Here is a 17474-nt window from a genome sequence, read left to right as displayed (position 1 = left end):
CCGCTCCTGTAAGCGCGATCGAGAATCAATCCTACCGCGCCGATTGTGGCCCGCGCCATCGGGTACTGGCGGGCTGGAAACCAGGGCACCGGAGGGGGCGAGACGTGGAGCAGCTGGGTACCAGGCCGCTGGCCGACGCGGAACTGCATGGGATCGACGCGTACTGGCGGGCCGCGAACTACCTGTCCGTCGGGCAGATCTACCTACTCGCCAACCCGCTGCTCCGCGAGCCGTTGCAGCCGGAGCACATCAAGCCCCGGCTGCTCGGTCACTGGGGTACGACGCCCGGGCTCAACCTGCTCTACGCGCACCTCAACCGGGTGATCCGGCAGGGTGATCGGGACGTGCTGTTCGTGACCGGTCCGGGCCATGGCGGTCCGGCGCTGGTGGCGAACACCTGGCTGGAGGGCAGTTGGACCGCCGCGTACCCGAACACGACGCGGGACGAGGTCGGCATGGCCCGCCTGTTCAAGCAGTTCTCGTTTCCGGGTGGGATTCCGAGCCATGTGGCCGCGGACGTGCCGGGCTCGATCAACGAGGGTGGCGAGCTCGGCTACTCGCTGAGTCACGCGTACGGCGCGGCGGCCGACAATCCGGACCTGGTCGTGGCATGCGTGGTCGGTGACGGCGAAGCCGAGACCGGTCCGCTCGCGGCGGCGTGGCATTCGAACAAGTTCCTGGATCCGGCGCGCGACGGTGCCGTACTCCCGATCCTGCATCTGAACGGCTACAAGATCGCGAACCCCGCCGTCCTGGCGCGGATCGGTGACGACGAGCTGACCGCGCTGTTCCGCGGGTACGGGTACGAGCCGTACCTGGTCGCCGGATCCGAGCCGGAGGCCGTGCATCAGGCACTGGCGGCGACACTCGATCAGTGCATGCAGCGGATCGACGAGATCCAGCGCGAGGCACGCTCGGGGTCTGCGAGTCGGCCCGCTTGGCCGATGATCGTGTTTCGTACGCCGAAGGGCTGGACCGGGCCGCACACCGTGGATGGTGAACAGGTCGAGGGTACGTGGCGGGCGCACCAGGTCCCGTTGTCCGGCGTACGGACGAATCCGGATCATCTGCGCCAGCTGGAATCGTGGCTGCGGAGCTACCGGCCGGAAGAACTGTTCGACGCGGACGGGCGGCCGGTCGCGTCGGTGGTCGAGCTCGCCCCGGAACCACGGCGGCGGATGGGATCGAGCCCGCACGCGAACGGTGGGGAAGTCAGCCGCGACCTGGAGCTGCCGGCGGTGGCCGAGTATGCCGTGCCGGTGAAGGTGCCGGGCGCGGAGGACGGTGAGCCGACGAAGGTCTTCGGTGCGTACCTGCGCGATGCGTTCACGCTGAACCCGGACAACCTGCGGCTCTTCGGACCGGACGAGACCGAGTCGAACCGGTTGAGCGCCGTGTACGAGGTGACCGGCAAGCGCTGGCTCGGCGAGCTGCGCGACGGCGACAACCATCTCGCGCGGGACGGGCGGGTGCTGGAGATCCTCAGCGAGCACACCTGCCAAGGCTGGCTGGAAGGGTACCTGCTGACCGGCCGGCATGGCGTGCTCTCCTCGTACGAGGCGTTCGTGCACATCGTCGACTCGATGGTGAATCAGCACGCCAAGTGGCTGAAGACGATCAACCGGCTGGAATGGCGGCGGCGCATCCCGTCCCTGAACTACCTGCTCACGTCGCACGTCTGGCGACAGGACCACAACGGCTTCTCGCATCAGGACCCCGGGTTCATCGATCATGTGGTGAACAAGAAGGCCGAGGTCGTCCGGGTGTACCTGCCACCTGACACGAACACGTTCCTGTCCACGATGGACCACTGTCTGCGGACCCGGAACTACATAAATGTCGTTGTCGCGGGCAAGCAACCGCAGCCGAACTGGCTGGACTGGGAGGACGCCGCGCTGCATTGCGCTCGCGGCGCCGGGATCTGGGACTTCGCGAGCAACGACGACGGTGATCCTGATGTGGTGATGGCGTGCGCGGGTGACGTACCGACGATGGAGACGCTGGCGGCGGTGGATCTGCTTCGGCAGCAGTTGCCGGAGTTGCGGATCCGCGTCGTGAACGTGGTCGACCTGATGCGGTTGCAGGACGCGACCGAACATCCGCATGGCCTGCCGGATGCCGAGTTCGACGCGTTGTTCACCACCGACAAGCCGGTCATCTTCGCGTACCACGGCTATCCGTGGCTGATCCACCGCCTCACCTACCGGCGGAACGGGCACGCGAATCTGCATGTCCGCGGGTACATCGAGGAGGGTACGACGACCACGCCGTTCGACATGGTCGTCCGGAACAACCTCGACCGGTACCACCTGGCGATGGATGTGATCGACCGAGTCCCGGCCCTGGGCACGCGCGCGGCGAGCACACGTCAGTACTTCGCGGATCAGCGAACGCGGCATCACGCCCACGTGACCACCTACGGCGATGACCTCCCCGAGGTCCGCGACTGGCGCTGGACGCCCTAGGGCGACGGCGGGAGGAGTGCCTGGCGGACGATGACGAGGGTGAAGAGGACGAGGGTCAGGCCGTGGACGACCGTGCACCACAGGCAGATGGCGTCGATCTGGAAGAGTTCGGCCCAGATCAGGTAGCACACGAAGACCACGCCGACCAGTACGCCGGCCAGGCGCAGGCGGGCCGGCCATGGGGATCCGGTCCGCCACATCGGTGGAACCGAGAGCGCTGTCATGCCGACGAAGAACGCCAGGCCGAGGAGTGCGACCGGGATGCCGAACAGTTTCGAGTACTGGCTGCTGGTGACCTTCGCGCAGTTCACCACGCCCGTGTCGGGGCAGGCGAGCGTCGTACCGGCGGTGAAGTGCTCGTAGGTCAGGTACGCCGCGACGGCCAGCCCGGCGATCGAGACGGCGAGCGTGGCCCACGGGATCACGCCCAGGCCGCCGGACGGCCGGCCTGCCTTCGTGGTCGGCTGCGCTGTCCTGCTCACGTCAGCCCTTCTCGGCGCCGAGCTTGCCGGCCGCGCCGGTCACGGCCTCGGTGGAGCAGACGTTGGCGGGCTGGTTGTTGGTCAGCTTGCAGATCGCGGCGGTGTAGACGTTCGCCGAGGCCAGGACGGCCTTGCTGATCGGGTTCGACGGGTCCTTCAGCGCGTCGGCGATCTGGGCCTGCGTCTTCCCGGTCAGCACCTCAGGCGTGTACGTCGCGCCGGACGACACGAACTTTCCGCCCAGGTCCACGAACGGGATCGACCCGCTGCTCGAGACGTACGGCGGCTTGTTGTACGTGTCGAAGGTCTTCTGGTCCTCGGCGGTCGGGGTGTCGAGCGGCGCGTACTGGCCGCCGACCTGCTGGTTCGTGGTCGTCTCGACGCCGGTGAACGCCAGGTACTGGCTCGTGTACGACGCGCCGTGGAAGGACAGCGTCGCCGTGTTCGGGAACACGTCGCTGCCGGACGAGTGCGTCGTACCCAGGTTGGTGAACTTGCCGAACCGGGACAGCGCGACCGTCACGGGCCAGCGCTCGGCGGCGCAGTACGGGCAGAACTCGGCGCCGATGTAGAGCACCTTCGGCTTGCCGTCGGCGGTCAGGGGAGTGCCCTTGATCGCGTTCGGCGCCGCCTGCACGGCGGCGCTGCCGACGGTCGCGAACGCGGAGTCCGGGATCGACGACAGCGCGTTCACGATCTGCGCGTCCGCGGACCCGCTCGGGTTCGTCGCGGTCTTCTTGCCGCCGCCGACCAGCCGGATCGTGATGAGGCCGCCGACGATCACCACCACCAGCACCACGGCTCCGAGCGCGAGCAGGAGGCGCCGGCGCCGCTCGGCCTGCTGCTGCGCGGCCAGCTGCGCTGCGATCCGCTCCCGGGCCGCAGCCTTCTGTTCGACACGCCTTGCCATGACTCTCCTCCAACTCGCGTCCAGGCTCCGCAAGAACAACTATGCATCGGCCCCGGAAGTTCCTACCTGTACGTCACGGCGAGGTTACTCTTCCCGCACGGCCGAGGAGGAGCAGGCCGAGCACGAGGAGCGCCGCGAGGATCAGGTAGCCGGTATCGAGGGCGGTCGCGGTGGCCACTGCCGCGACCAGGAGCGGCCCGCCGGAGTCGCCCAGCTCGCGGCCCAGCTCGGCGGTCCCCATCGTTTGACCGAGACGTTCAGGTGGCGTACTCGCGGCCAGCGCGGCGAAGCCGAGGGGGGTGATGATGCCCGTGCCCGCGCCGATCAGGGCGGCGGCGATCAGCAGGAACACGACGCCCGGCAACGCGGCGCAGACGAAACCGGCGGCGGCCAGCCCGAGCCCGACCGCGGTACCGGTGCGGCTGCTCAACCGGCCGGCGTCGAGCGCCCGCCCCGCGCGCGGCTGCACGACGGCTGCCGTCGCGGCCAAGAGCGAAACGGCCGCGCCGGTCGCGATCGACCCCAGCCCGTCGGACCTGCCGGTCACGGGCAGGAACCCGACGCCGACCGACAACGCCGCCGTCGCGGCAGCGAGCGCCAAGGTCGGCCGCAGGAACCGCGGGTCCGTGATCCGCCGAGCCAGGTCGACCACCGTCTGCCGCCGCCGAGGCAGCGGCGGCACCACCGGTACGACAACCAACGCCCACACCGCCACGGCAAGCGCCAACGCCGTCATCACCGCGAACAGCAACCGGAAGTCCCCAAGCCACACCAACCCGCCACCGAGCAGCGGCCCAGCCGTGTACCCGAGGCTCTTGCAGAACCCGTAGCTGCCGAACGCCCGCCCGTGTTTCGCCGCCGGATTCAACCGCGCGACCAGCGCCGACGCGGCCGGCGAGAACGCCGAGGCAGCCGCGCCTTGCCCAAGCCGCGCGACCCACAGCCACCCCGGCCGGTCCGCGATCACAGAGGTACTCGAAGCAATCGCGAACCCGATCAGCCCGAACAGCAGCACCGGCCGCGCCCCGACCCGATCCGCAATCGATCCGAACACCGGCTTCAGCAGCACCTCGGCGCCGTCGTACAACGCCAGCAGCGCGCCCAGCGTGAGCAGCGAGGTGACGGCGTCCGACGACGATCCACCCAAGTTCGCCGCCACCGCATGCGCCCCGAACGCGGTCGTGAACCCGGCCGCGTAGAGCGGCCACATCTGCTTCACCGAACTTCTCCCGGCAGCTGGTCGCCGATTCCGGCCTCAATCTAGCTCGTCACCTCGGCGCGCATTCGCGGGATGGCTTGCGCGGGATTGGGACAGCAGTTATGTTACATAGGCGATGTCATATAGTGCGGAGGTGTCGGATGGACGAGACCGCGCAGCGGTTGCTCGGGTCGGCGGACCGGCTGTCCAGGGATCCGGAGACGGAGATCGACTGGGACGCGCCGGTCGGTGACGGGTACGGGTTGTCGCCGGAATGGAGCACGCTCTACGGGACGTCGTACTGGGACGAGCTGTCCGTTGACCAGCGCCGGGAGCTGACCCGGCACGAGTCCGCGTCGGTGGCGACGACCGGGATCTGGTTCGAGATGATCCTGCAGCAGCTGATCCTGCGGGACATCTACGACAAGCCACCGCGGACCGCCGAGTTCCAGTGGGCGCTGACCGAGATCGCCGACGAGTGCCGGCACTCGATCATGTTCGCGCGGGCCACCGCGAAGCTGGTCGAACCCGCGTACCGGCCGCGGCTGCTGGCCCGCGAGCTCGGGCGGATGTTCAAGACCGTCGCGACCGGCGAGTCCGCGTACGCCGCGATCCTGGTCGCCGAAGAGGTCCTCGACGTGATGCAGCGTGACTGGATGCGGGACCGGCGGGTCGCGCCGCTGGTACGGACCGTCAACCACATCCATGTCGTCGAGGAGTCGCGGCACATGGTGTTCGCCCGCGAGGAGACGCGGGAGCGGCTGGCTTCGGCGGGACGTGGTCGGCGCTGGGTGAGCGCGCTGGTGATCGCGATCGCCGCCGACATGATCGTGTCCAGCATGGTCAGCCCGCAGGTGTACGCGAACGTCGGTCTGGATGTGGATCGGGCGGTCCGCGAGGCGCGGCGGAACGAGCACCATCGCTCCTTGCTGCGGACGAGCTGTGCGAACTTGATGGATTTCCTCGGGTCGGTCGGCCTGCTGACGCCGGCGGCGGCGCGCGTGTATCGGCGGACCGGGCTGCTGTGAGGATGCGATGACGTTCGCGATCTCGGGGGAGTGCTGCTCGGACGCCAGTTGTGTCGCGGTGTGCCCGATGAACAGCATCCATCCGTCACCGGGGGAGGCCGGGTTCGGCACGGGTGTCAGCCTGTTCATCGATCCGCGCACCTGTATCGACTGTGGCGCGTGCGCGGACATCTGCCCGGTGGACGCGGCGAAGCCGGCTGACCGGTCGGCGGCCGAGGATGTTTCGCGGAACGCCGCGTACTTCGCCGGGTCCGACCCGCTCGCGGCGATGGATCTGGATACGTGGGAACCGCCGGAGTACCAGGTGTGGGGTGGCGGGCCGCGGCGAGTGCTGGTGGTCGGCGCCGGGCCGGCCGGGATGTACGCGACGCGCGAACTGCTGTTGCGGACGGATGCCGAGGTCACGCTCGTGGATCGGCTCGCGGAGGTCGGTGGGCTGGTGCGATTCGGCGTCGCACCCGATCACCCGCAGACGAAGCAGATCATCGACACGTTCGAGCGCATCACCCGGCATCCCCGGGCGCGCTGGCGTCCGGGGACCACAGCCGAGGAGTTGCTCGGTCGGGGTGGGTTTGATGCCGTGGTTCATGCGGTGGGGGCCCGGCGGAGTCGGCGGTTGGGGATCGTGGGTGAGGACTCGGCTTGTACGGCTGAGGATTTTGTTGCCTGGTGCAATGGGCGGCCGGGGGCGGTGTTGCCGGTCGAGTTGAACGGTCCCCGGGTGGTTGTGGTGGGCAACGGAAATGTCGCGCTGGATGTTGCGCGGTTGCTGGTGAGTGATGATGAGCGGTTGCGGTCGATGGACGTTGCGGCCGGGGTGCGGCGGGTGCTTGGTGCCAGTGGGATTCGGGAGGTCGTGCTGCTCGGGCGGCGCGGGCCGGAGGATGCCGCGTACACCGAGTCCGCGTTGCAGGAGCTGCAGGCGATGTCGGGTGGCCGGGTCACGCTGAAGTACCACGCGACACCGGTCGCCTGGACCGGCGCCGACCGCACGCCCAGCGCCGACCGCGCGGCCAGTGGAGCATCCGGTGCCGGCCGGGGGCTTCTGCTGGACGGCGGGGAGCTGATTTCGGCCGGCACGCTGGTGACCGCGATCGGCTTCGAAGGTGATCCGATCGACGGGTTGCCGTTCGATTCCGCGCGGGGGACCGTGCCGAACGTACGCGGCGCCGTCGTCGGCCGGCCGGGGCATTACGTCGCGGGCTGGATCAAGCGGGGCGCACGCGGTGGCATCGGCGTGAACAAGGCGTGCGCCCAGGAGACCGTCCAGACGCTGGTCAGCTCGTCCAGGGGTGCAGTTTCTCCGGGTTCCTGACCGCCCAGATGTTGGAGATCCGCTCGCCGGTGAACCCGAACGCGAACACCGTCTCGGTCACCCCTTCGTACTGCACGACCAAACCAGGCTGACCGTTCACCGTACGCTCCAGGATCGTCCGGCCGTGCAGTACGAGCGTGAGCTTCGAGAAGTACCGCGCGACCTGATCCGTGCCGTGGACCGGCTCGAGCATCGCCTGCACGATCCCGCCACCGTCGGCGACCGCGGTGATGTCCGGGTCCAGGATGCCGACCAGCGCCTGAATGTCGGTCGCCTCCCAGGCCGCCTTGAACTCCCGCACGAGCTCGGCGCGCCGGGCCGACGGGGGCGTGGGCGACTGCGACGCGTCGATCCGCCGCCGCGCCGACGAGGCCAGCTGGCGGCACGCGGCCGGCGTACGCCCGACGATCTCGGCGACCTCCGCGAACGGGTACCGGAACACGTCGTGCAGGATGAACGCGACCCGCTCGGCCGGCGTCATCGAGTCGAGCACGACCAGGAACGCCATGTTCACCGACTCGTCCAGCGTCACCCGGTCAGCCGGGTCCGCGCCGCCCTGACCGGTGTGCCACTCGGTGCTCTCGGGCAGTGGCTCCGGAATCCACTCGCCGACGTACCGCTCCCGGCGGGCGCGTGCCGACCGGAGCTGATCCAGGCAGATCCGGCTCGCCACCCGAGTCAGCCACGCGGCCGGGTTGTCGATCGCCTGCTGATCCGCGGGCGTCATCGCGTACCAGCGCGCGTACGTCTCCTGGACCACGTCCTCCGCGTCGGCCAGCGAGCCGAGCAGCCGGTAGGCGAGGTTGATCAGCTGCCGCCGCTCGCTCATGATCGCGCTCAGGCCTGGGTCGGTCATCTCGATCCTCTCGTCCATACCGGTCCGACGAAGCAGCCTGCCGAAACGTCAGGTCTGACACTCGCGAGGGCTGTCCCGTCGTACCGATCATGAGCACACCGAACGCGGTTTCCGAAATCGAGATCCGGCAGCGGATCGACACCCTGCTGACCGGCGTACGCACCGGCGACCTCGGCGCGCTGAAGACGATCTTCGCGCCGGACCTGGTCTCGTTCGACGTCCAGGCGCCGCTGCGGCACCTCGGGGCGGCGGTGAAGCTGGCCAGCTGGGAGCAGATCTTCACCATCTACCAACTCCCACTCGGGTACGAGGTACGCGACCTGACTGTCCTGGTCGACGGCGACCTCGCTGTCACGTACGCCGTGAACCGACTCAGCGGAACCCTGGCCGACGGCACCGAATCCGGCATGTGGGTCCGCTGGACCGCCGCCTGGCAACGCACCAACGGCACCTGGCTCATCGTCCACGACCAGGCGTCTGTCCCGATGTACTTCCCCGAGGGCCACGCCGCCACCGACCTCACACCCTGACCCGATTCGCTGACCCGACTCGCCGGCCGGGCCTCAGCCGGTCCGCACCGCGCGGCCGAGGATGTGCGGGCTCGCGGGACTCTTCTGATCCGGCGGGAACTCGAACGCATCCAGTTCCTCGATCGTGAAACCGGCCGAGCTGATCGCGGTCGCGGTGTCGCGGTGGGTGTGGCAGCCGCCGACGAAGAACGGCCAGATGGTCGCGTCCAGGGCGCGCTGCACGGTCGCGAGGCGGCGGCCCGGTTCGGCGGCGACGTGTTCGTAGAAGCGGAGCTCGCCACCAGGTCGCAGTACGCGCCGGGCTTCCGCGAGCGCGATGCGCTGGTCGGGCACCGAGCACAGGACCAGCGAAACCACGACCACATCCACTGACGCGTCAGGCGCCGGAAGCTGGTCGGCCGTACCTTCGACGACCTTCACACGAGCCGGCGCCTTCGCGGCTGCCTGTTCGGCGTGCGCACGCAGGAAGGGCTCCGGCTCGACCGCAAGCACCTGCGAGACCTCGGCGGGATAGTGCGCGAAGTTTCCGCCGTCGCCGGCACCGACCTCGATCACCTCGCCGACTGCCCCGGCCAGCAGCCGCCGCCGGTGCTCGGCCGCGCCGTGCTGGTCCAGCGTCGGGCGCACCCGCGCGTACATCCGGGCGAAGATCGGCCGTTTCATGGCACCCACCTTGTCAGATATGCCGGAGGTGGCGCGCCGCCGAGCTCACGACAAACCCGGCCCAGCCAGAACTACTGCACGAACGCCTGTCCAGCCGCTCGGACTAGGTGGGCGGCTCCCTGGTCGCCTGCTTGAAGATCTCGAACACGGCCAGGTAGTTCTTGCCGCCGTAGCCGTCGGTGATCGCCCGTTCGGCGATCTCTTTCATCAGTCGCGGCTGGTCGGAGTGGACGCCTTGTTCCACACTGGCTTGGGTGATGTGTTCAAGCGCGTTGAGGTTCATCTCCAAGGTGCCGAGGTCACCGGGATAGTTGCCCTTGTCCAGTTCGGGCGCCTGCTCGGCGAGGACCGAATCCACTACTGTGGGCATGAACCAGCCGAGGGCGTGCTCGGCGAACTCGACCGCCGAGACGTTCGCCGAGCCGACCAGGGCGGTGGCGTGCAGAAAGCCGTTCATGGTCGCGTACATCATGTCCAGCAGTGCCGCGTTGTACAGCACCGCCAGGCTGGGGTCGGAGCCGAGGTACCGGGGGTCGCCCACGCTCGCCAACGTCTGCCGGTGCTGGTCGAAGACGCCCGGCGAACCGCTGTACAGGAAGACCGATCCGGGGTGCCCGACCAGAGGCGGCGGCACCATGATCGCCCCGTCAAGGTAGCCGGCGCCGCGTTCGGTTGCCCAGCCGACCGCCGCACGGGCTTGCGACGGCGTACCGGAGTTGAGGTTGACCAGCACGCGGCCGTTCAGGGTGTCACCGGCGGCGCCGAGGATCTCGTGCATGGTCTCGTAGTCTTTGACGCAGACGATGATCATCGGGCCCGCCGAGACCGCCTCGATGACGGTGGACGCACGGTGGGCGCCCTTGGCGACAAGGTCGTCAGCCTTCTGGGGTGAACGGTTCCAGACGGTCGTGGGGTGGCCGTGGTCCAGGAACGCCGCAGCCAGCGCTGCTCCCATCGGTCCCAGGCCGATGACGCTGACGGGAGTGCGGTCATATCCGGATGAATGCTGATTTGTCATACGGGATAACCTGGACCCTCACGTGGGCGTGAGAGTCAACTCGAAGCGGTGAGCATCACATGCGTATTGGGGAGCTGTCCCGGAGAACCGGGGTCAGCGTGCGGTCGTTGCGCTACTACGAGGAGCAGGGCCTGCTGAATCCGCTACGGCGGTCCAGCGGATACCGCGAGTACCGCGAACAGGACTCCGAAACCGTGCGGGGCATCCGCATCCTGCTCGCTGCCGGACTCAACACCGCCACGATCGCCGAACTACTGCCCTGCATGATCAACGATGACCGAGGGTTGACGCCGGGCTGCTCTGGGCTGCTCCCGAATCTGCGCCGGGAACGTGAACGACTCAACGCGGCCGTGGCAGAACTCCTTGCCGCGCGCGACACGCTGGACTCCATCATCGAGGCCGAACCGCTGATGGAAACCGACGATCCGCTGGCGTGCGCGGCCGCGCCGACGAGCTAGGCGCGACAGCAGCGCAGGTGCTCCGGCGCCGAGCGCAGCTGCGCCGTGCCCATCCACCGCGCCGCGCCCATCCACCGCGCTGTGCCCATCCACCGCGCTGTGCCGATTGAGTCACACACTGCGCAGCACCGACACGACGACGCCCAGCACGGCCGCGTTGTCGCCGTCGATCACTTCGTAGGCCGGGTTGCGGGGTTCCAGGTACACGTGCCCGTTGCGTCGCCGGTACACCTTGACGGTGGCCTCTTCGTCGATCATCGCGGCGACGATCTGGCCGGAGTGTGCTTCGGTCTGCTGCCGGACCACGACGATGTCGCCGTCGCAGATGGCCGCGTCGATCATCGACTCGCCGCGGACGCGCAGCCCGAAGACGTTGCCGCGTCCGGTCAGGCCGCGGGGGAGTTGGAGTACGTCGTCCACGTGCTCGATCGCGGAGATCGGCGTACCGGCCGCGATGTCTCCGACGACCGGGACCGGTACGTTGTCGCCGTTGTCCCGCGCGGCCGGCTCCTGCAGGAACATCCGGACGTCGATCGGCCGCGACACCGACGGGCTGCGGCGCAGGAATCCCTTGTCCTCCAGGGCGGCCAGGTGCTTCGACACCGACGAGGACGAACGCAGCCCGACCGCGTCGCCGATCTGCCGGCTGCTCGGCGGGTACCCGTGCTGGGTCACCCAGTCCCGGATCACCACCAGGATCCGCTGCTGCCGCTCCGGGAGAGCGGCGAGGTCGAGGTCGCCGAACAGGTCGAGATCAGTCACCGCGAAATCCTAGTCGCCCCGGCGACACCGCCCCAAACCGGTTTGGGGAGTCGCGCCTACCCGGAACGGGCTGTAGACCTCCCCAAACCGGTTTGGGGCGGGTCAGCGGCGGAGTTGGTGGGGGAGCCAGAGCGAAGTGGTGTCGGTCGGTGGGGGGTGGTGGTCACGGATGTGCTCGACGAGAGTCGTCAGATCCGGATGCTTGTTGGCTCGCAACCGGATCAGCGACCACGGGTACACCGGAGTCGGATCGACCACCCGGAGCCGCCGTAGGTTCCGCAGCCACGGCCCGGCCTCGCGGGTCCGCTCGCCCCAGAAGGTGACGAGTGACTTGGACTCGGCCACGGTTTCGACCAGGTCCTCGAACCCGAAGTTCGGTCCGGTCGAGTCGATCGTCAGCCCGAAGTCCGCGGACAGCTCGCGATAGAACGCGCCCCACTCGCTGCCCTCGATGATCCCCGGAATCCAGATCGTGTACGCGCGCAACTCGTCCAGCGGGACCGTCGTACGGTTCGCCAGCGGATGCCGGTCGCCGACGATCACGTCATGCGGTTCCAGGTACGCGACCATGCTGTTCAGACCGGACGGAAGCGGCTCCGGGTGGTACGCGAAGGTCGCGTCGATCTCGCCGGCGATCAAGGCCGGCACCGCCGCGTTCAGCCCCCGCAGTACGAGTGTCTTGAGCGCGATCTCCGGATGCGTGTGGTGGAAGTCGAGCATCAGCACGGCGGGCAGCAGGCGGGAGCCGAGGATGTCGACGCGCAACGGCCGCGCCTCACTCTGCACCGACTCGATCGCATGCCGCGCGGCGATCAGGACCGAGTGCGCGTGCGGCAGGAACCGCCGTCCTTGCTCGGTCAACGTCGCGCCGGTGGGAACCCGGTCGAAGAGCGTGACGCCGAGCGAGGCCTCCAGTGCCGCGATCCGCTTCGACACCGCCTGCTGACTGAGCTCGAGCCGATCGGCGGCGTACCGGAACTGTCCTTCCTCGGCGACGGCTACGAACGCCCGCAGGCTGTCGAGATTCACGGGACCAGACAGTACAACCAACAGTTGTCGAGCAGCGTGTCGGGTTGTTTGATCGCGCGGCGGTCACCGCATTTGGATGAGGACTCCAGACAACTGACAGTTGTGGAGCCCGGGTGTCTTCGTTCACACATCTGCACGTACACACGCAGTACTCGCTGCTCGACGGCGCCGCGCGGCTGAAGGACCTCTTCGCCGCCTGCGCCGAGCACGGCATGACCCACCTCGCGATCTCCGACCACGGCAACCTGCACGGCGCGTACGACTTCTTCCAGCAGGCGCGCAAGAGCGGAATCACCCCGATCATCGGCATCGAGGCGTACGTCGCGCCCGGTTCGCGGCGTACGAAACAACGCGTGGTCTGGGGCCAGCCGCATCAGAAGCGCGATGACGTTTCCGGGTCGGGCGGCTACACGCACAAGACGATCTGGGCCCGGGACGCGACCGGCCTGCACAACCTGTTCCGGCTGTCGTCCGACGCGTACCAGGAGGGCTGGCTGACGAAGTGGCCGCGGATGGACAAGGAGACCCTGGCGCGGTGGTCCGACGGGTTGATCGCGTCGACCGGATGCCCGTCGGGTGAGGTGCAGACGCGGCTGCGGCTGGGTCAGTTCGACGAGGCGGTCGCGGCGGCAGCGGCGTACCAGGACATCTTCGGCAAGGAGAACTACTTCCTCGAACTGATGGACCACGGCATCGACATCGAACGTCGCGTCCGCGACGACCTGCTCGCGGTCGGCCGCCGGCTGGGCATTCCGCCGTTGGTCACGAACGACTCGCATTACACCCGCGCCGAAGAGGCGACGGCGCACGACGTGCTGCTGTGCATCCAGACCGGCAAGACGCTGGCCGAGCCGGACCGCTTCCGGTTCGACGGGTCCGGCTACTACCTGAAGTCCGCGGCCGAGATGTACGCGGTGGACTCGTCGGAGGCGTGGCAGGAAGGTTGCCGGAACACCATGGTCGTTGCCGAGCGCATCGATCCGGCCGGGATGTTCACCAAGCAGGACCTGATGCCACGGTTCGCCGTGCCGGACGGGTTCACCGAGGTGACCTGGTTCAAGGAAGAGGTGCTGCGTGGGATGCGGCGGCGGTTCCCGGACGGGTGGAGCGAGCGGTATCAGCAGCTGGCCGAGTACGAGATGGACGTGATCGTCCAGATGGGGTTCCCGGGGTACTTCCTGGTGGTCGCGGACTTCATCATGTGGGCCAAGGGCAACGACATCGCGGTCGGCCCGGGGCGCGGCTCGGCGGCCGGGTCGCTGGTCTCGTACGCGCTCGGCATCACCGACCTGGACCCGATCGAGCACGGACTGATCTTCGAGCGGTTCCTGAACCCGGAGCGGGTGTCGATGCCGGATGTGGACATCGACTTCGACGAACGCCGCCGGGTCGAGGTGATCCGGTACGTGACCGGGAAGTACGGCGCGGACAAGGTCGCGATGATCGGCACGTACGGCACGATCAAGGCGAAGAACGCGATCAAGGACTCGGCCCGCGTCCTCGGCTTCCCGTACGCGACCGGCGACCGGATCACCAAGGCGATGCCGGCCGACGTCGGCGGCGCCGGGATCGGCCTGACCGGGATCACCGACCCGGCGCATCCACGCTACGACGAGGCCGTCCAGGTCCGGACCATGTACGAGGAAGAACCGGACGTCCGGACCGTGATCGACACCGCCAAGGGCGTCGAGGGCCTGGTCCGGCAGATGGGCGTCCACGCGGCCGGCGTGATCATGTCCAGCGAGCCGATCGTCGATCACGTACCGGTCTGGGTCCGGCACACCGACGGCGTCACGATCACCCAGTGGGACTACCCGAGCTGCGAGTCGCTCGGCCTGCTCAAGATGGACTTCCTCGGGCTGCGGAACCTGACCATCATCGACGACGCGGTGAAGATGGTCCGGGCAACGCGGGGGATCGAGATCGATCTGCTGCGCTTGCCGCTCGACGACGCGCGTACGTTCCAGTTGCTCGGCCGCGGCGACACGTTGGGCGTGTTCCAGTTCGACGGTACGGCGATGCGGGCGCTGCTGCGATTGATGCGGCCCGACCAGTTCGAGGACATCACGGCCGTGACCGCCCTGTACCGGCCGGGCCCGATGGCGATGAACTCGCACAACAACTACGCGCTGCGGAAGAACGGGCAGCAGGAGATCACGCCGATCCATCCGGAGCTGGAGGAGCCGCTGCGCGAGGTGCTCGGGCTCACGTACGGGCTGGTCGTGTACCAGGAGCAGGTGCAGAAGGCGGCGCAGGTCCTCGCCGGGTACAGCCTCGGTCAGGCCGATCTGCTCCGCCGGGCGATGGGCAAGAAGAAGAAGGAGGTACTCGACCAGGAGTTCGTGCCGTTCCGGGATGGTTGCCGCAAGCATGGATTCTCGGACGCGGCGACCCAGGCGGTGTGGGACGTCCTGGTCCCGTTCGCCGGGTACGCGTACAACAAGGCGCATGCGGCGGCGTACGCGCTGGTCTCGTACTGGACCGCGTACCTGAAGGCGAACCACCCGGCCGAGTACATGGCCGCCCTGCTGACGTCGGTGCAGGACGACAAGGACAAGTCCGCCGTGTACCTGAACGAATGCCGGCGGATGGGCATCAAGGTACTCCCGCCGGACGTGAACGAGTCGGTGGCGAACTTCGCGGCGCAGGGCGACGACGTGGTGCTCTTCGGACTGTCAGCGGTCCGGAACGTGGGTACCGGAGTCGTCGACGCGATCACCCGCGGCCGGGAGCGCGGCCGGTACACGTCCTTCCCGGACTTCCTCGCGAAGGTCGACAGCGCTGGATGCAGCAAACGGGCGATCGAGTCGCTGATCCAGGCCGGCGCGTTCGACACGCTCGGGCATACTCGCAAGGGTCTGCTCGCGCGGCACGAGGAGCTCGTGGAGAACGCGGTCGCGGTGAAGCGCAAGGAGGCCGAGGGGCAGTTCGACCTGTTCGGTACGGCGTTCGGTACCGGCGAGGTGCCGGTCTTCGCGGTGGATGAGCGGTTCGCGCCGGAGGAGTGGGACAAGACCACGCTGCTCGCCCGCGAACGCGAGATGCTCGGTCTGTACGTCTCGGACCATCCACTTTTCGGCCTGGAACACGTACTCGCCGATCGCTCCGACGCGGCGATCGCCCAGTTGGCGGACCGGCCGGACGGTTCGGTCGTCACGATCGGCGGCATCATCTCCGGCCTGCAACGCCGGGTCACGAAGAAGGGCGATCCCTGGGCGACCGCGACCGTCGAGGACCTGGCCGGCTCGGTGGAGTGCCTGTTCTTCCCCGCGACCTACCAACTGGTGTCCGGCCGGCTGCTGCAGGACGCGGTCGTCCTGGTCAAAGGCCGCCTGGACAAGCGCGACGACGTACCCCGCCTGATCGGCTCGGAGATCACGGTCCCCGAGCTGACCACGGCCGGGATCGTGGAGCTGGAGATGACGCAGGCCAACGTCGTCCCGCGCACGGTCAACCAGCTCCGCGACATCCTCGCCGCGCACCCCGGCGCCGCCGAAGTGCGCCTCCGCGTGCGCGGCCCGGCAACGACGACGACCTACCGCCTGGCCTTCTCCATCAACCCACGCCCGGAGTTCTGGGCCGACCTCAAGGCCGAGGTTGCCTCGGTGCGGGCCCGGCGGTAGGCGGCGCGGCGGGCCAGCGGGACGGTGCCGAGAGCAAGGAGTGCCAGGCCCGCGCCGATCCAGCCGACGGCGGAGTAGCCGGTGCCGGCGTCCAGGGCCAGGCCGCCGAGCCATGGGCCGACGGTGATGCCGACGTTGAACGCGGAGATGTTGAACGCGGCCGCCAGGGTCGGCGCGGAATCCGCGATCGCGAAGACCCGGGAGTTGACCGCCGGGTTCGCGGCGAAGCCGAAGGTGCCGACCAGGATGATCGCCGGGATGGCGATCCACGGGGTTCCGGCGCCGAGCCCGAGCACGAGCGCGGCGGCGCCGAGACCGCTCAGGCTCACGGCCAGGACGCCGAACGGGCGCCGGTCCGCGGTGCGGCCACCGACCGTGGTCCCGGCCAGCGCGCCGACGCCGTACAGAGCGAGAACCACCGGGACCCAGCCGGCAGGCACGCCGGTGGTTTCGGTGAGCAGGGCGGCGACGTAGCTGAAGATCACCAGGATCGCGCTGATCATCAGTGCGGTGGTGGAGTACGCGAGCCAGAGCTGCGGGTTCGCCATGCCGCGCAGCTCCGCACGCAGTTCTGGCGTCGTCGCCGAGCGGCCGCCCGGAATGGTCGCGAGCACCCCCGCGATCGCCAGCACCGACAGTCCGGCGACCGCCCAGAACGCCGACTGCCAGCCGAGGTGCTGGCCGAGCAGCGTGCCGGCCGGGAGACCGACGACCGTCGCGACGGTGAGCCCGCTGACCAGGACGCTCATTGCCTTCGCGCGCGCTTCCGGACCGGCGAGTTCGATCGCCGTCACCGACGCGACCGCCCAGAACCCGGCGTACACGAAGGCGCTGGCGACCCGGGTGGCGAGCAGGACCCCGTACGACGAGGTGAGCGCACCGGCCACGTGGGTCAGCGTGAAGACGGCCAGGAACGCCAGCATCGCGGTCCGCCGGGACCAGCGCAGCGTGACGACCGCGAGGATCGGAGCGCCGGCCAGCATCCCGACCGCGAACGCGGAGATCAGCAGGCCGGCCGCCGGGATCGAGACGTGCAGGTCGGTGGCGAGCTCAGGCAGCAGGCCGGCCAGCATCAGCTCGGACGTGCCCTGGGCGAAGATCGCCAGGCCGAGCAGGTAGACAGCGCGGGGCATAGGA

General features: G+C 68.8%; 15 protein-coding genes. 6 read left to right on the top strand and 9 right to left on the bottom strand.

The window, feature by feature from the left end; genetic code table 11:
* Positions 1-104: 104 nt before the first annotated feature.
* A complete protein-coding gene (locus HDA44_RS08230; protein WP_184832651.1) occupies positions 105-2465 on the top strand; it encodes a phosphoketolase in 2361 nt (786 codons plus the stop codon).
* Here the strand turns inward: HDA44_RS08230 and HDA44_RS08225 are convergent.
* The 3 genes from HDA44_RS08225 to HDA44_RS08215 form a co-directional block, all read right to left on the bottom strand.
* Positions 2462-2947 (bottom strand): vitamin K epoxide reductase family protein, encoded by a 486-nt coding sequence (locus HDA44_RS08225; RefSeq protein WP_337905725.1) that lies wholly within the window; start codon positions 2945-2947, stop codon positions 2462-2464. The two genes, HDA44_RS08230 and HDA44_RS08225, sit on opposite strands and share 4 nt — an antisense overlap.
* Before the next feature lies 1 nt (position 2948).
* Entirely contained in the window at positions 2949-3857 is a 909-nt protein-coding gene (locus HDA44_RS08220) for a DUF929 family protein (RefSeq protein WP_184832650.1), read from the bottom strand.
* 73 nt (positions 3858-3930) lie between these two features.
* Entirely contained in the window at positions 3931-5067 is a 1137-nt protein-coding gene (locus tag HDA44_RS08215; RefSeq protein ID WP_184843107.1) for an MFS transporter, read from the bottom strand.
* Positions 5068-5216: 149 nt separating this feature from the next.
* Between HDA44_RS08215 and HDA44_RS08210 the strand changes: the two genes are divergently transcribed.
* Positions 5217-6083: an AurF N-oxygenase family protein gene (locus HDA44_RS08210; protein WP_238352395.1), complete on the top strand. Its 867-nt coding sequence runs from the start codon at positions 5217-5219 to the stop codon at positions 6081-6083.
* 7 nt (positions 6084-6090) lie between these two features.
* Positions 6091-7398: an FAD-dependent oxidoreductase gene (locus HDA44_RS08205; RefSeq protein WP_184832648.1), complete on the top strand. Its 1308-nt coding sequence runs from the start codon at positions 6091-6093 to the stop codon at positions 7396-7398.
* On the opposite strand, the gene sigJ is transcribed toward HDA44_RS08205, so the two are convergent.
* Positions 7361-8254, bottom strand: coding sequence for an RNA polymerase sigma factor SigJ (gene sigJ / locus HDA44_RS08200; protein WP_202887266.1), 894 nt, complete (start codon positions 8252-8254; stop codon positions 7361-7363). The genes HDA44_RS08205 and sigJ overlap by 38 nt on opposite strands.
* An 89-nt stretch (positions 8255-8343) precedes the next feature.
* Between sigJ and HDA44_RS08195 the strand changes: the two genes are divergently transcribed.
* Positions 8344-8784 carry a YybH family protein gene (locus tag HDA44_RS08195; RefSeq protein ID WP_184832645.1) on the top strand — a complete coding sequence of 147 codons (441 nt, stop codon included), beginning with the start codon at positions 8344-8346 and terminating at the stop codon, positions 8782-8784.
* Positions 8785-8817: 33 nt separating this feature from the next.
* On the opposite strand, the gene HDA44_RS08190 is transcribed toward HDA44_RS08195, so the two are convergent.
* Positions 8818-9447, bottom strand: coding sequence for a class I SAM-dependent methyltransferase (locus HDA44_RS08190; RefSeq protein WP_184832643.1), 630 nt, complete (start codon positions 9445-9447; stop codon positions 8818-8820).
* A 103-nt stretch (positions 9448-9550) separates the two neighbouring features.
* Positions 9551-10465 carry an NAD(P)-dependent oxidoreductase gene (locus HDA44_RS08185; protein WP_184832641.1) on the bottom strand — a complete coding sequence of 305 codons (915 nt, stop codon included), beginning with the start codon at positions 10463-10465 and terminating at the stop codon, positions 9551-9553.
* 59 nt (positions 10466-10524) lie between these two features.
* Between HDA44_RS08185 and HDA44_RS08180 the strand changes: the two genes are divergently transcribed.
* Positions 10525-10923 carry a MerR family transcriptional regulator gene (locus tag HDA44_RS08180; RefSeq protein WP_184832639.1) on the top strand — a complete coding sequence of 133 codons (399 nt, stop codon included), beginning with the start codon at positions 10525-10527 and terminating at the stop codon, positions 10921-10923.
* 111 nt (positions 10924-11034) lie between these two features.
* On the opposite strand, the gene lexA is transcribed toward HDA44_RS08180, so the two are convergent.
* Entirely contained in the window at positions 11035-11685 is a 651-nt protein-coding gene (lexA, locus tag HDA44_RS08175; RefSeq protein WP_184832638.1) for a transcriptional repressor LexA, read from the bottom strand.
* A gap of 102 nt (positions 11686-11787) precedes the next feature.
* Complete coding sequence (locus tag HDA44_RS37050) at positions 11788-12714, bottom strand: LysR family transcriptional regulator (protein ID WP_184832637.1); 927 nt, start codon at positions 12712-12714, stop codon at positions 11788-11790.
* 113 nt (positions 12715-12827) lie between these two features.
* Here HDA44_RS37050 and dnaE point away from each other — a divergent pair, with 113 nt between their 5' ends.
* Positions 12828-16337 carry a DNA polymerase III subunit alpha gene (dnaE, locus tag HDA44_RS08165; RefSeq protein WP_184832636.1) on the top strand — a complete coding sequence of 1170 codons (3510 nt, stop codon included), beginning with the start codon at positions 12828-12830 and terminating at the stop codon, positions 16335-16337.
* Here dnaE and HDA44_RS08160 read toward each other — a convergent pair.
* Positions 16250-17470, bottom strand: a complete 1221-nt coding sequence (locus HDA44_RS08160; protein WP_184832635.1) for a Cmx/CmrA family chloramphenicol efflux MFS transporter — start codon at positions 17468-17470, stop codon at positions 16250-16252. The two genes, dnaE and HDA44_RS08160, sit on opposite strands and share 88 nt — an antisense overlap.
* Positions 17471-17474: the final 4 nt, after the last annotated feature.

It is taken from the genome of Kribbella solani (genome assembly GCF_014205295.1).
GTDB classification, from domain to species: domain Bacteria; phylum Actinomycetota; class Actinomycetes; order Propionibacteriales; family Kribbellaceae; genus Kribbella; species Kribbella solani.
This window is presented reverse-complemented; position numbering and strand designations above follow the sequence as displayed.

Excerpts from the sequence above, each read along its gene's own strand:
- HDA44_RS08220 (WP_184832650.1), bottom strand. The coding sequence starts at position 3,857 with ATGGCAAGGCGTGTCGAACAGAAGGCTGCGGCCCGGGAGCGGATCGCA.
- HDA44_RS08215 (WP_184843107.1), bottom strand. The coding sequence starts at position 5,067 with ATGTGGCCGCTCTACGCGGCCGGGTTCACGACCGCGTTCGGGGCGCAT.
- HDA44_RS08210 (WP_238352395.1), top strand. The coding sequence starts at position 5,217 with ATGGACGAGACCGCGCAGCGGTTGCTCGGGTCGGCGGACCGGCTGTCC.
- HDA44_RS08205 (WP_184832648.1), top strand. The coding sequence starts at position 6,091 with ATGACGTTCGCGATCTCGGGGGAGTGCTGCTCGGACGCCAGTTGTGTC.
- sigJ (WP_202887266.1), bottom strand. The coding sequence starts at position 8,254 with ATGACCGACCCAGGCCTGAGCGCGATCATGAGCGAGCGGCGGCAGCTG.
- HDA44_RS08195 (WP_184832645.1), top strand. The coding sequence starts at position 8,344 with ATGAGCACACCGAACGCGGTTTCCGAAATCGAGATCCGGCAGCGGATC.
- HDA44_RS08190 (WP_184832643.1), bottom strand. The coding sequence starts at position 9,447 with ATGAAACGGCCGATCTTCGCCCGGATGTACGCGCGGGTGCGCCCGACG.
- HDA44_RS08185 (WP_184832641.1), bottom strand. The coding sequence starts at position 10,465 with ATGACAAATCAGCATTCATCCGGATATGACCGCACTCCCGTCAGCGTC.
- HDA44_RS08180 (WP_184832639.1), top strand. The coding sequence starts at position 10,525 with ATGCGTATTGGGGAGCTGTCCCGGAGAACCGGGGTCAGCGTGCGGTCG.
- HDA44_RS08160 (WP_184832635.1), bottom strand. The coding sequence starts at position 17,470 with ATGCCCCGCGCTGTCTACCTGCTCGGCCTGGCGATCTTCGCCCAGGGC.